Origin of the sequence: Bacillus sp. FSL K6-1106, from assembly GCF_038005245.1 — a bacterium.
GTDB classification, from domain to species: domain Bacteria; phylum Bacillota; class Bacilli; order Bacillales; family Bacillaceae; genus Bacillus; species Bacillus altitudinis.
In genome coordinates, this window is sequence record NZ_JBBOSV010000001.1 from 1,374,855 (window position 1) to 1,387,697 (window position 12,843).

13 protein-coding genes are annotated in these 12,843 nt (G+C 40.4%); 6 read left to right on the forward strand and 7 right to left on the reverse strand.

Annotated elements, in window-relative coordinates; translation table 11 throughout:
• Positions 1-160: 160 nt before the first annotated feature.
• The 5 genes from MHI20_RS07170 to MHI20_RS07190 all read left to right on the forward strand — a co-directional run bounded on the left by MHI20_RS07170 (position 161) and on the right by MHI20_RS07190 (position 5,678).
• A complete protein-coding gene (locus MHI20_RS07170) occupies positions 161-1,081 on the forward strand; it encodes an iron-hydroxamate ABC transporter substrate-binding protein (RefSeq protein WP_025207786.1) in 921 nt (306 codons plus the stop codon).
• Between the two features lie 109 nt (positions 1,082-1,190).
• Entirely contained in the window at positions 1,191-1,880 is a 690-nt protein-coding gene (locus MHI20_RS07175) for a response regulator transcription factor (RefSeq protein WP_047945292.1), read from the forward strand.
• Complete coding sequence (locus MHI20_RS07180) at positions 1,880-2,884, forward strand: sensor histidine kinase (protein ID WP_058337290.1); 1,005 nt, start codon at positions 1,880-1,882, stop codon at positions 2,882-2,884. The genes MHI20_RS07175 and MHI20_RS07180 overlap by 1 nt, the downstream gene beginning before the upstream one ends.
• 105 nt (positions 2,885-2,989) lie before the next feature.
• Complete coding sequence (locus tag MHI20_RS07185) at positions 2,990-3,751, forward strand: ABC transporter ATP-binding protein (RefSeq protein WP_340937356.1); 762 nt, start codon at positions 2,990-2,992, stop codon at positions 3,749-3,751.
• Positions 3,741-5,678 carry an ABC transporter permease gene (locus tag MHI20_RS07190; protein WP_340937357.1) on the forward strand — a complete coding sequence of 646 codons (1,938 nt, stop codon included), beginning with the start codon at positions 3,741-3,743 and terminating at the stop codon, positions 5,676-5,678. Before MHI20_RS07185 ends, MHI20_RS07190 begins: the two co-directional genes overlap by 11 nt.
• A 39-nt stretch (positions 5,679-5,717) precedes the next feature.
• Here the strand turns inward: MHI20_RS07190 and MHI20_RS07195 are convergent, their stop codons facing one another.
• On the reverse strand, positions 5,718-7,070 hold the full coding sequence (locus MHI20_RS07195) for an amidohydrolase family protein (protein WP_274660682.1): 1,353 nt from the start codon (positions 7,068-7,070) through the stop codon (positions 5,718-5,720).
• 105 nt (positions 7,071-7,175) lie between these two features.
• Positions 7,176-7,763: an NAD(P)H-dependent oxidoreductase gene (locus MHI20_RS07200; RefSeq protein ID WP_017358293.1), complete on the reverse strand. Its 588-nt coding sequence runs from the start codon at positions 7,761-7,763 to the stop codon at positions 7,176-7,178.
• 116 nt (positions 7,764-7,879) lie between these two features.
• Here MHI20_RS07200 and MHI20_RS07205 point away from each other — a divergent pair, with 116 nt between their 5' ends.
• Entirely contained in the window at positions 7,880-8,314 is a 435-nt protein-coding gene (locus tag MHI20_RS07205) for a MarR family winged helix-turn-helix transcriptional regulator (RefSeq protein WP_340937360.1), read from the forward strand.
• A 51-nt stretch (positions 8,315-8,365) separates the two neighbouring features.
• On the opposite strand, the gene MHI20_RS07210 is transcribed toward MHI20_RS07205, so the two are convergent.
• The 5 genes from MHI20_RS07210 to thiI all read right to left on the reverse strand — a co-directional run bounded on the left by MHI20_RS07210 (position 8,366) and on the right by thiI (position 12,841).
• Positions 8,366-8,542: a hypothetical protein gene (locus MHI20_RS07210; protein ID WP_008356320.1), complete on the reverse strand. Its 177-nt coding sequence runs from the start codon at positions 8,540-8,542 to the stop codon at positions 8,366-8,368.
• A gap of 242 nt (positions 8,543-8,784) precedes the next feature.
• A complete protein-coding gene (locus MHI20_RS07215) occupies positions 8,785-9,399 on the reverse strand; it encodes a LysE/ArgO family amino acid transporter (RefSeq protein ID WP_041506718.1) in 615 nt (204 codons plus the stop codon).
• Between the two features lie 137 nt (positions 9,400-9,536).
• Entirely contained in the window at positions 9,537-11,117 is a 1,581-nt protein-coding gene (gene mbcS / locus MHI20_RS07220) for an acyl-CoA synthetase MbcS (protein ID WP_047945286.1), read from the reverse strand.
• A gap of 216 nt (positions 11,118-11,333) precedes the next feature.
• Positions 11,334-11,546 carry an alpha/beta-type small acid-soluble spore protein gene (locus MHI20_RS07225; protein WP_003216385.1) on the reverse strand — a complete coding sequence of 71 codons (213 nt, stop codon included), beginning with the start codon at positions 11,544-11,546 and terminating at the stop codon, positions 11,334-11,336.
• Between the two features lie 89 nt (positions 11,547-11,635).
• Positions 11,636-12,841 carry a tRNA uracil 4-sulfurtransferase ThiI gene (gene thiI, locus MHI20_RS07230; protein ID WP_024718686.1) on the reverse strand — a complete coding sequence of 402 codons (1,206 nt, stop codon included), beginning with the start codon at positions 12,839-12,841 and terminating at the stop codon, positions 11,636-11,638.
• Between the last annotated feature and the right edge of the window lie 2 nt (positions 12,842-12,843).

The window sequence follows — 12,843 nt, forward strand, 5'->3', positions numbered from 1 at the left end:
TCTTTTTTTCTTTTTATCAGAATTCCTCTATCCACTGCTAAAATATCATTGACAACAAACCTCACTTCTATGGTATGATATCTTAGTGATAATAATTATCATTATCACTCATACAACCAAATACACGGCTGATGTGCCGATTTCAAAGGAGTTTACATTCATGAAGAAAATATTGTTCCCTCTGATGCTCATCTTCGTACTTGCGTTGAGCGCATGTGGCAATAGCAGCAACTCTTCCTCAAATAAAGGAAAGCAATCAACGTCATCGGACACGATTACATATCAATCTGAAAATGGACCTGTGAAGCTGCCAGCAAATCCAAAACGTGTTGTTGTTCTCGCCTCTTATACAGGAAATGTCTTGTCACTTGGTGTGAACCTTGTGGGCGTTGACTCTTGGTCAAAAAAGAATCCACGTTTCAAAAAGAAATTAAAAAATGTGGAAGAAGTATCCGATGAAAATGTAGAAAAAATCATGAAGCTAAAGCCTGATGTCATCATCGGTTTAAGCGGTGCAAAAAATGTAGAAAAACTGAAAAAAATCGCCCCTACCGTTTTATTCACGTATAACAAAGTCGATTACCTTCAGCAGCATATTGAAATTGGAAAAGTCTTAAACAAAGAAAAAGAAGCAAAAGCATGGGTCAAGGATTTCAAACAGCGTGCAGCTGAAGCTGGCAAAGAAATCAAAGCAAAAATCGGTGAAGATGCAACCGTATCTGTCTTTGAAAGCGGCACAAAAGATCTTTACGTCTTTGGAGATGCATGGGGACGCGGAACAGAAATCCTCTACCAAGCAATGAAACTAAAAATGCCGGAAAAAGTAAAAGAAAAAGCATTAAAAGCTGGCTATTATGCGGTATCACAAGAGGTCATCCCTGAATTTGCCGGAGACTATATGATCATTAGCAAAAACAGCGAGATGGACAATTCCTATCAAAACAGTGAAATCTATAAGTCTATTCCTGCTGTGAAAAAACATCGTGTGTATGAAGCAAATGCGGAAGAGTTTTACTTTAATGACCCACTCACACTTGAATATCAATTATCATTCTTTAAAAAGCACTTTTTAGGTAAATAAACCGAAGCAAGGGATCTCTTCCCTTGCTTTTTTGCTGTCTGCTTCTAGCGGGAGTGCCTGTTTTCCGCTACAATGATGTACAAGTAATTCAAAAAGTGTGGTGCTCGTTTTGTTTAAAATTTTGCTGATTGAGGATGATACAACCCTCTTCCAAGAAATCAAAGAACGTTTAGTCAACTGGTCTTATGATGTGTATGGGATCAACAATTTTCAACAGGTCATGCAGGAGTTCACTTCCATCCAGCCTGATTTAGTCATTATTGATATTCAGCTGCCAAAGTACGATGGCTTTCATTGGTGCCGGATGATTCGGCATCATTCTAATGTGCCCATCATCTTTCTTTCCTCTCGTGATCATCCTGCTGATATGGTCATGTCGATGCAGCTTGGAGCTGATGATTTTGTACAAAAGCCCTTTCACTTTGACGTTCTCATCGCCAAAGTAAGTGCTGTTCTTCGCCGAGTCCATGATTATAATGCGGAACCAGCCAACTTAAAAGTCTGGTGCGGCGCTACCCTTGACCTCGAAAATAATACAGTGACAAATGAAAACGGTGAGGTTGAATTAACAAAAAATGAGTTTTTTATTCTCAAAGAATTGATTCAGCATAAAAATCATATCGTCAAAAGGGAATCTCTCATCCAAGCTTTATGGGACGATGAACGATTCGTGAGTGACAATACACTCACTGTAAACGTCAACCGCCTTAGAAAAAAACTAGACGAAATCTCCCTTGGCGCCTTCATTGAAACAAAGGTGGGTCAAGGTTATCTTGCAAAGGAAAAGGATGATCAATGATGCTGCAAGCATTTCTAAAAGAACGACGAAGCTGGATCTTGTTCTTTCTTAGTTTGCAGCTTCTCATTCTCTTTGTTGCATATTTGGATACAACGATTCCACTCGCTTCTCTTTTTTATATCGTGCTTTTGTCTACATTACTCTTCATTGTTTTTCTTTTTTTTCGTTACCGGAAAGAAACTGCTTATTACATGCAACTGAAAGAATGGGATGAAAACATAGACCATCAAATACGTCTCAAACCCTCTTCCCCCTTTGAACAAATTGTACAGGAGGCAACGTCAGAGCAAATTGACCGATACCGCCAGATGACGGCTAAACAAAAGACTGCGCTGGAAGAAGAAAAAGATGAACTGCTCTCATGGATACATGAGGTGAAAACGCCGCTCACGGCGATGCACTTAATGATTGACCGCATAACAGAACAGCCGCTCAAATCAAATATGACATATGAATGGCTTAGAATACATTTACTCCTTGATGCACAGCTGCATCAAAGCAGGATCCAACATATTGAAAATGATTTATTTATTGAAAAACTGGATCTCCAAAACATGCTAACGAAAGAAATCAAAGCGCTCCAATCGTGGTGTATGCAAAAAGGAATTGGCTTTGACCTTTTATTAGAAGAGCGAGATGTATTAAGTGATACAAAATGGTTATCCTTTATGATCAGACAAGTGCTGACAAACGCCGTCAAGTACAGCCAATCATCTGACATTATCATCGAAAGCAAACAAATGAACGAACAAGTGGTGCTCACCATCACAGATCAAGGCAGAGGAATTGACCCAAGAGACGTGTCCCGTATTTTTGAAAAAGGCTTTACCTCCACAAGACATCACAATGACACGGCCTCCACAGGCATGGGGCTCTATTTAACAAAAAAGGGAGCTGACGCTCTTCATATCACGATCGAGGTCAACTCCACATTAGATCAAGGGACAACTTTCACCTTTATCTTTCCGAAAAAGAATGATTTTGTGCATATTGCGAGCATGTGACAACAATGTCACATGCTCGTCTGTTTTGTTCGCCAAATCGCAGGAAGTCTGATCGGCTTCTTTTTATACTAGAGATATCAATTAAATAAAAAAGGGGTTCGACAGATGAACATTTTAGAAGCTCGCAAATTATATAAAAGATATGGAAATAAATTCAATAAACAAGAGGTGCTGAAAGGCATTGATTTGACGATAGAAGCTGGAGAATTTGTCAGCATCATGGGGCCATCAGGCTCGGGGAAAACGACCCTTTTGAACGTATTGTCATCGATTGATCATGTGTCCAGCGGATCGATTCGGATCGCAGATGCAGAAATGACGCAAATGAAAGATCAGCAACTCGCTGAATTTAGAAAGAAACAGCTTGGCTTTGTTTTTCAGGATTATAACTTACTTGATACACTCACGGTTAAAGAGAACATCCTCTTGCCATTATCCATCTCCAAAACGCCTAAAAAAGAAGCTTTTGAACGCTTTCAACAGCTTGCAGAGGATATGGGGATTTATGAACTAAGAGACAAATATCCAAATGAACTGTCTGGTGGACAAAAGCAACGGACATCTGCGGTACGTGCCTTTATTCATGAACCAAGCCTTATTTTTGCTGATGAACCAACCGGAGCACTTGATTCCAAATCTGCGTCTGACTTACTGAACAAGCTGCAAGAATTCAATCACAAGCGCAAAGCAACCATTGTCATGGTGACGCATGACCCTGTTGCAGCCAGTTATTCAAGACGAGTGATTTTTATCAAAGATGGACAGATCTATACACAATTGAATAAAGGCGCACTAGAGAGAAAGATGTTTTTCGAGGATATTATGAAAACGCAAGGTGTTTTAGGCGGTGTGAAGCATGAACATTAATCAGCTCGTCTTCCGCAATCTGAAGAAAAACTTAAAAAATTACTATTTATACGTGTTTGCACTTGTATTTAGTGTGGCGCTCTATTTTTCCTTTGTCACCTTGCAGTATTCACCAGCACTTGATGATGTAAAGGGGTCCATTAAGGGCGGTGCGTCGATTAAAGCCGCTTCAGTACTACTCATTGCCATTGTTGGAATCTTCCTGTTATATGCGAACAGCATTTTTATTAAACGAAGAGGGAGAGAAATAGGTCTCCTGCAGCTCATTGGCATGACGAAACAAAAAATTGCCAAACTACTCAATGCAGAAAACTTTATCCTATACGTGGTCTCCATGGCTATTGGTATCATAGCTGGATTTATCGGTTCAAAACTCATGCTGATGGTGCTATTTAAAGTAACCGGCGTGAACGCCATCGCCAACCTGCATTTTTCAGGCATGGCCCTTTTGCAGACACTGATCGTCTTTTTCGTCATCTATGGATTAATTATGTTAAGAAATCGATGGTTTATTAATAGACAGACGATTTTATCTTTATTTAGAACCACGTCTTCTACAGAACAGCGTGTGAAAAAAATCTCTGTGTTTGAAATCATCATTGGGGTTCTAGGCATTGCATTCATCAGCTCAGGCTATTATATTTCTTCTCAGCTTTTTACCGGCACATATACGTCCATGCTTGCGTTACTTTTAGCGATGATTTATATTCTAGCCTCTGTCATTATCGGTACCTATCTTTTCTATAAAGGCTCTGTTTCGTTCATTGCCAATATCGTACGCAAACGAAAAAATGGCTATCTCGCCATTCATGAAGTCCTGTCTCTGTCATCTATTATGTTCCGGTTAAAATCAAACGCACTGCTTTTAACGATTATTACAACGGTATCTGCGCTTGCTATCGGGTTGTTATCTTTAAGCTACATTTCCTATTACTCAGCAGAAAAAACCGCTGAACAACAGATCCCATCACATTTCGTCATGAGTTCTGAGAAAGATACCGATACCTTCACTCGTGCACTTTCTGACAAACATATTGCGTATGAAACAAAGCAGTTCAAGGTCATTCAAGCGAAGTTTGACGCAAAAAAGATCATGGATTCAGAGATTAAAAATATGAATAATGATCCAGGCGTCTTAACTCTACCTGTGATCAGTGAGAAAAACACACCAAATATTCATGTGAAAAGCAACGAAGTCACCTTAAGCGGCTACAGTGATTTATTGAAGAAATTCATGCCGATTCAAAGTTCAGGTGATGTGAAACTACTTATTAAGAAACCCCTTGATTTAAAGGTCATTGATATGAAGAAAGATTACCTAATTTCTTACAACTTTACGTTTGGTGGTCTACCTGTTGCTGTCGTCAGTCAAAGTGTCTTTGAGCAGCTTGACCAGCAGAAAGATCCTAAACTTCAGATTGAGAATAATCAATATCACGCAGTCAATATAAAAGATGATCAAAACCTTGAACAAGCGAATGATGTGTTTACCTCTTTAAAACTAGGTGACAACAGCATGTCTCAATTGGCTACCACTCAGCAACAAAAACAAACCATCGGACTGATGATGTTTATAGTCGGATTTTTAGGTCTCAGCTTCCTTGTCACATCAGGCTGTATTTTATACTTTAAGCAAATGAATGAAAGTGAAGAAGAACAAAGCTCTTACACGATCTTGCGTAAGCTTGGTTTTACTGAGAAGGATCTATTAAAAGGTATTCGGCTCAAACAGCTATTTAACTTTGGGATTCCGCTCGTTGTCGGGTTGCTTCACAGCTACTTTGCAGTACAGTCAGGCTGGTTTTTCTTCGGCGGTGAACTGTGGACACCAATGCTCATCGTCATGTCGATTTATACGGTGCTATATTCTATCTTCGGATTCCTATCTGTCCAGTATTACAAAAAAGTCATTAAAGAATCCTTGTAATCTCATCCCCATAGGCAGCTGCCTATGGGGATTGTTTGTTTATGATGTCGTTGATTCAAACTGATGCGATAAAATATGATCTCTTGCCGCATAAGCTTTTTGTTTGATCTCTTCTACGTTCACTCCAACTAGCTTCCCATTTTGTTTCACTGCTTTTCCAGCGACATAGACAGAATCAACATTTGAAGGGTGTGCCGTTTGCACAACTGCCCCAGCTGGATCTGTCATCGGAAGAAGATTCATGCTTGTCCGATCAATTAAGATAAAATCAGCTTCTTTTCCCGGTGTGAGTGAGCCGATTTTGTCATCAAGCTTCAAGGCACGAGCCCCGTTTATAGTGGCTGCTTCAAGCATTTGCTGTGCAGACAATCCAAGTTCAGGTCCTGGCATCGTCCCTTCCATCAATAAAGATTGATTTTGAATCGCCCGCTCCGCCTGTAGTCCGAATTTCATTTGAGTAAATAAATCTCCGCCTGTCGCTGTCACCACATCTACACCAAGCGTTGGCAGAACGCCATTTTCAATGGCGAGCCCTGTGACAGGATATCCGTGTCCCATCATCATTTCAATCTCAGGTGTAATAGAGATGGAGCTTCCGCTGTCAGCTAACATCTTCATTTGATCTGCATCAATTGCATTGATATGCACCATATTCAAATCAGGCCCGAGCAGCCCTGCTTGATGAAGCCGCTCAATCGATCGATCCGCTGCTCCCCAATTTCCAAAGCCAATGTGCATACTGCATAATGCATCTAGTGATCTCGCTGTTTCAATTTCAAAGACGGTCGTCTCCCATGAAGAAAATTCAGGTCCACGAATGGCAAGTCCCATCGTCAACAGCTGATCCGATGATTGAAAATGTTTTTGTTTCACGCGGGCTGCGTCTTCCATATTCGTGAGCGTACTCTCTCTGTCCCAATACGCTGCATCTCCAGAGGTACCAAAACCAAAGACCGCTCGAATACCCGCATCTTTTAAACCTCCAATGAGTTCTTCTGTATGATCCATAGAATTGATCATCGTCCAGTCGAAAAACGTGGTTACTCCTGCATCTAATGCCTCTAATGCGCCTAAATAATTAGCAATTCGATCATCTGATGGACGTCTCATCGCCCCATAGTTGCCATAATAAATTTTGCTCAAATACGTTTGCAAAGACCAATCTGTTCCGATTCCCCGTATGACAGACTGCCACACATGACGATGGGTATCCACAAGCCCTGGCATGATGACCATGTCAGACGCATCAACAACATCAGCACCACTTACTTCAATCGAAGGTCCGACTTCTAAAATATGTGCCCCTTCAATTAATAGATCTCCCTTCTCCAGAAAACCTAAAGATGGATCAAGTGTGATAAGAGCCGCATCTTTAAACAATGTTTTCTTCATCCATATCCCCCTTTTCAAATAAAGAGAATGAGTTACTCACTCTCTCTGTCATTTTAAGACATAACAGGTTCAAATTAGAAGAAAAGTGACTCAAGGAATGTGGTTTTATGAGCTGATATTCCGAAAATAGTTGTATATCCGTTTTAATTTCACGTCATGCTTCCCTTTTGGACTTTCCATCATGCCAAATTCAAAGAACTTCACCGGTTTAATCCCGACATATTGCAAAAGAGCTCGTTTCATTAACACCTTGTGGGCATTCTGCAAAAAGAAGAAAGGGTAGTGGGTCGGTCCTTGCATTGTCGATACACATACAGCCCTCTTTCCTTTTAACAAGCCTTCTGGAAGCAGCCCGCCTGTTTGACGGTAAGCAAAATTCGCTGCAAACATGCGATCAATAAAACCAAGCAGCATGGCTGGCGGCCGCCCCCACCAAATCGGATAAACAAACACGATGTTGTCTGCCCATTTGATTTTCTCTTGATATTCTTGAATCTCAGGGTCCTTATGCATATCACGTCTTTTTTTCTCTTCATTAAAAATAAGTACAGGATCAAATTTGTCTTGGTATAAATCTATGATTCTCACTTCTTGAACGTTTGGATTTTCTTCACTGCCCTTTAGGATTTCTTTAAAAAAAGCACCATTTAAACTATTGTGATGGGGGTGAGTATAAATAATGAGTACATTCATGGCTTATCTCCTTTAGTTATCATTTGATAACAAAAAGCATACATCCCTCTCATTTAGTTGTCAAATGATAATTGTTTTTTGATAACAAATTTGATATGGTATGTAAGAGGTGAAAAATGATGAAAAACCCACATTTTTTCAAAGAGTTTGTCACATTTGCTTCTACTTTTTCTGAGCTGAAACATGCTATGATGAGCAAGGTCAAACCATCTGATCTAACCACTCTACAATATTTGATTCTGGAGCAGTTAGCCGTCAGTGAGCCGCTAACACCTAGTGAAATCGCCGATTGTCAGCACATGTCTCTTCCGAATGTCAGCAGAGAATTGAAAAAGCTTCACGAAAAACAATTCATTGATAGACAAGCAGATAAAGATGACAAGCGAAAACATGTCATTATGCTGTCTAAAAAAGGTCGTGCGTGTATGGACAAAGCATTTCAACAAATTGAATCCATGCTCATGGACAGCCTTTCTTCCTCTGACCAAAATCAAATGGATGATATCGTACAAGCTCTTCGTCTATTAAATCAAACCATCTTCAAAAAATGATCGAATGAAAAAAGCATGAGCGTATCGCTCATGCAAATGATTTTTGAACACTTAGTAAAGAGATGCTAAAAGATACGTGATGAAACCTACTATTGGAATAATCGGGATCATCAGCTTCAATGTTTTATTCGTATTCTTATATAAATTCCACAACAAGACTGGTACACCAAACGTCAATGTATCAAAGACAGCAAGCACTGCCCCTTTACGCTGTTCTTTATGAGCCATTTGAAAACCTCCACATCCAATAAAATACATTTTTTTAGTGTAGCATACATTCTATTTTGATCATTTCCTCCAGGTAATTGAATCGTCAGCATGTCTGATAAAAATGAACAGGATGTAACTGAAGCTTCTCCCGAGATAGTAGTCAACAAAAAAGCGCCAGATGTTTTCCATCCAACGCTTTTTCCCATGACATGTTCAGCACTCATTTTCATGCATCACGTCTCTTTTGCTCTATGTATCCTTTATCCAATAAGCTGATAGGCGATATATAATGCAACCAGCCAGATCATGACCGCAGAGGCTTTATTGATCCGGTTCATCCACTTGCCGTTTGTATCTAGCTTTCCTAACATTTTTCCGAGAAGGGCAAGACCCATAAACCATAACCACGAGACGATGATACAGGCTGCGGTAAATGCCACCTTCTCCGCCCCATGATATTGAAGAGAGTTCGTTCCTATCACTCCTATTGTATCGAGAATCGCGTGAGGATTTAAAAGTGAGACGGAACAAGCAAATATGATTTGTTTTCTCATAGGCATCAGGTCCATCTTTTCTTGATTACCTGTTGCGGAGCTCGTGTTCCAAACTGACCACCCCATATAAAGTAAAAAGAAAAATCCAATGATAAAAAGACCCATTTGCAAGATAGGAATGGTGAGTACAACAACCGAAACCCCAATGACAGCTAAAGTAATTAAAAGTGTGTCGCAGAGAGCAGCTGTAATGACCACAGGCAGTACGCGATATAATCGAGGCTGAAGGGCTCCTTGCTGAAATACAAATACATTTTGTGCGCCCAAAGGTAAAATAAGGCCAAAGGCAAGCACAATCCCATGAATTATCGCAATCGACATTTTCAGAACATTCTCCTTTTTTAAGTCATCCTTACACATTTTAACATAAAACATCATGAACCAATTTTACATATTTGATTTGTCCAATAAAAAAAGCGCTGGATGATTTTCCATCCAGACGCTTATTGTTTCTACTGTTATGATGATTTTCGTGCAAGCTCTCTTTCTCTCAGCTCAACACGTCGAATTTTCGCTGACGGAGTTTTTGGTAGCTCGTCAATGAATTCGATTTCTCTTGGATATTTGTACGGTGCTGTTGTATTTTTCACGTGTGTTTGCAGTTCTTTAATCAGCTCATCGCTTTGTGCAGATGCATCACGCAGGACGACGTATGCTTTCACGATTGATCCTCTGATTTCATCTGGACTTGCCACAACCGCACATTCTTTCACTGCTGGGTGTTTAATCAGTGCATCTTCGACTTCAAATGGACCAATTGTATAACCTGAGCTGACAATGATGTCATCCCTGCGGCTTTCAAACCAAAAATACCCGTCTTCATCTTTTTTCGCACGGTCACCGGTAATAAAGTAATCCCCGCGGCGCTGCGCCTTTGTACGCTCTGCATCTTTGTAGTATTCCTTGAATAAAGCCGGCGTTTCAAGATGAACGGCAATGTCACCTATTTCTCCTGGAGCACAGATCTGGCCATTCTCATCAATGATCTCTACTTCATTGCCTGGTGTTGGTTTGCCCATGCTGCCTGGCTTGATGTCCATTCCTTTCAGCACCCCGACTAGCAGCGTGCTTTCTGTTTGCCCGTAACCATCTCGCACTTCGATATCGAAATGTTTTTTGAACGTATCGATGACTTCACGATTGAGCGGCTCTCCCGCAGAAACAGCACTATGCAATGTTGGTAGCTCGTACTGACTGAGGTCATCCACTTTTGCCATAAATCGATATTCTGTTGGTGTACAGCATAGAACATTGATTTCATTTTTTTGAAGCAGCTCTAAGTACGTATTCGGATTAAATTTCCCTCCATAAACAAAACCTTCTGCTCCACTTCCTAAAACAGATAAGAGAGGACTCCACACCCATTTTTGCCAGCCTGGTCCTGCTGTTGCCCATACTTTATCCCCTTCATTAATGGAGAGCCATGCTTTGGCCGCAGTACGTAAATGTGCATACGCCCAGCCGTGTGTATGAACAACCCCTTTTGGGTTACCTGTTGTGCCTGATGTATAAGAGAGAAACGCCATGTCTGTACGTGTTGTGTCTGCCAATTTCAACTCGCTTGACTGCTCTTCCTTTTGCGCAACAATGTTTGTCCAGCCATGATCATTCTCACCAATCGAGAATGTTTTGAAATCTTTTGGCTGGTTGGTTCCTTCAAACGATTGAATGAATGATGCGTAAACAATCGCTCCTTTTGCTTCTGCATGTTCAATTCGGTAATCTATATCTTTAGCGCGAAGCATTTCTGAACAAGGAATTACAACCATTCCTGTTTTTAAAATGGCTAAATAAATGCTGTATGCCTCTAGCATACGAGGCACCATCACAATGATTTTATCGCCTTTTTTAAAGCCTGCATTTAATAGAACATGACCAATTTTATTCGCCTCTTCCACTAATGCTGCATATGTCACATGTGCTTCATGGCCATTTCCGTCCTGCCAGTGCAGGGCGATTTTCTCCTGGTCATGACTGAACGCTTCAATCTCACTGACTAAGTTATATTGTTCTGGTGCAATTAAGTCTTCTCTTTTCATGGTACAGCTCCTTTTAGCCTCTTTCTATTGAATCATGTTTCAATTTACCTATTCTAACACTCATAACTGAAAAATGCTTGAATTAGGACCTACTCCTAGTATTATGCCATAATTTTTTCATTTCGTCTTCTTTTTTAAAAATATTCTAACAATTTATGTACAAAAAAAGAGCGGGAATGAACCCGCTCATAAGCCATAGCTTTTTAATTGTGTGTCTTAGAAAGATCCGCCACCCATATGTTGTTGAGCGTAAGATACAAGACGCTTAGTGATTTCTCCACCAACTGATCCGTTAGCGCGAGCTGTTGTTTCTGGTCCAAGGTTTACGCCAAATTCTGAAGCGATTTCGTACTTCATTTGGTCGATCGCTTGTGCAGCGCCTGGAACGACTAATTGATTAGAACTGCTTTGTCTGTTTTGTTGAGCCATGTGTTCTCACCTCCTTGTGAATATAGAATGTGTAGAAACACATGACTTCATGCGATTGATTTTATGGTAATTATTATGAAATTTTTTATTTAGAATAAATCAGCGAATTTGTCAGCTGCTTTCTTTTCATTTGTGACAACGATTGTTTCGATCTGCTCCACTGCCTCATCAAGCATTGGCTCGAATTCAGCAAAGCTTTCGTAGCGTTCTACTTTTTCAAGCTTTGGTTTTGTTTTTGGAGATGGCGGCGTAAAGATCGTGCAACAATCCTCAAATGGCTGAATGCTTGTCTCATATGTGCCAATTCGTCTCGCTTCTTCGATAATGTCATTCTTATCCACGGCAATTAGCGGGCGAATGATCGGTGTGTTTGTGACATGATTAATGGCATACATGCTTTCAAGTGTCTGACTTGCCACTTGACCAAGGCTTTCCCCTGTAATAATGGCAAGCGCATCACGCTTGGCTCTTATTTTATCTGCAATTTTGAGCATCATTCTTCTCGTTGAAGTCATCGTATAGTTTTCTGGTACTTGTTTGTGAATGAGCTCTTGGATTTTCGTAAAAGGAACGATGTGAAGCTTGACTTCGCCTCCATAGGCAGCTAAGCATTCCGCTAGATCAATGACCTTTTGCTTGGCACGTTCACTTGTATAAGGTGGGCTAAAGAAATGAACAGCTTCAATTTGAATGCCTCGTTTCATTGCCTGATAGCCGGCCACTGGGCTGTCAAAGCCGCCAGAGAGCATCAACATCGCTCTTCCGCTTGAACCAACTGGCAGTCCGCCTGCACCTTTTACATCTTTAAATGTAATGTACGTCGCATGTTCTCTTATCTCAATTCGCAAGTGAACATCTGGCTGTTTCACATTAACGGTTAAGTTGTCTGTATTCCTTAAAACATGTCCACCAATTTCTCGGTTCATTTCATTTGAATCAAGCTCAAATTGTTTATAAGAGCGTTTCGTTGAGACCTTAAATGTATTTCCTTGTTTATACACTTCCTGAACCGCTGAGAGTGCCGCTTCTTTGATGGCATCAAGATTTGTCTCACATTTCACAGCCAGGCTAAAGCTTTGAATGCCAAATACACCTTTAAGCTGTTCTGAAATCGGTTCAGGATCTTCTCCGTTTAGCATGATCGTAATGCGGTCTCTGTCAGATGCATACTTTAATGCTTCAAAGTCTTTTAATACAAACCGGATATGCTGTCTTAGTTTTTCGATAAATTTCTTTCTATTTTTCCCTTTTGTTGAAATCTCACCAAAACGGACTAAAATATGGTCATACTTCATGT

Coding starts and splice junctions, on each gene's coding strand:
- mbcS (WP_047945286.1), bottom strand. CDS start 11,117: ATGAAAAGAGAAGACTTAATTGCACCAGAACAATATAACTTAGTCAGT.
- MHI20_RS07170 (WP_025207786.1), top strand. CDS start 161: ATGAAGAAAATATTGTTCCCTCTGATGCTCATCTTCGTACTTGCGTTG.
- MHI20_RS07185 (WP_340937356.1), top strand. CDS start 2,990: ATGAACATTTTAGAAGCTCGCAAATTATATAAAAGATATGGAAATAAA.
- MHI20_RS07210 (WP_008356320.1), bottom strand. CDS start 8,542: ATGGCTCATAAAGAACAGCGTAAAGGGGCAGTGCTTGCTGTCTTTGAT.
- MHI20_RS07205 (WP_340937360.1), top strand. CDS start 7,880: ATGATGAAAAACCCACATTTTTTCAAAGAGTTTGTCACATTTGCTTCT.
- thiI (WP_024718686.1), bottom strand. CDS start 12,841: ATGAAGTATGACCATATTTTAGTCCGTTTTGGTGAGATTTCAACAAAA.
- MHI20_RS07200 (WP_017358293.1), bottom strand. CDS start 7,763: ATGAATGTACTCATTATTTATACTCACCCCCATCACAATAGTTTAAAT.
- MHI20_RS07195 (WP_274660682.1), bottom strand. CDS start 7,070: ATGAAGAAAACATTGTTTAAAGATGCGGCTCTTATCACACTTGATCCA.
- MHI20_RS07190 (WP_340937357.1), top strand. CDS start 3,741: ATGAACATTAATCAGCTCGTCTTCCGCAATCTGAAGAAAAACTTAAAA.
- MHI20_RS07180 (WP_058337290.1), top strand. CDS start 1,880: ATGCTGCAAGCATTTCTAAAAGAACGACGAAGCTGGATCTTGTTCTTT.
- MHI20_RS07215 (WP_041506718.1), bottom strand. CDS start 9,399: ATGTCGATTGCGATAATTCATGGGATTGTGCTTGCCTTTGGCCTTATT.
- MHI20_RS07225 (WP_003216385.1), bottom strand. CDS start 11,546: ATGGCTCAACAAAACAGACAAAGCAGTTCTAATCAATTAGTCGTTCCA.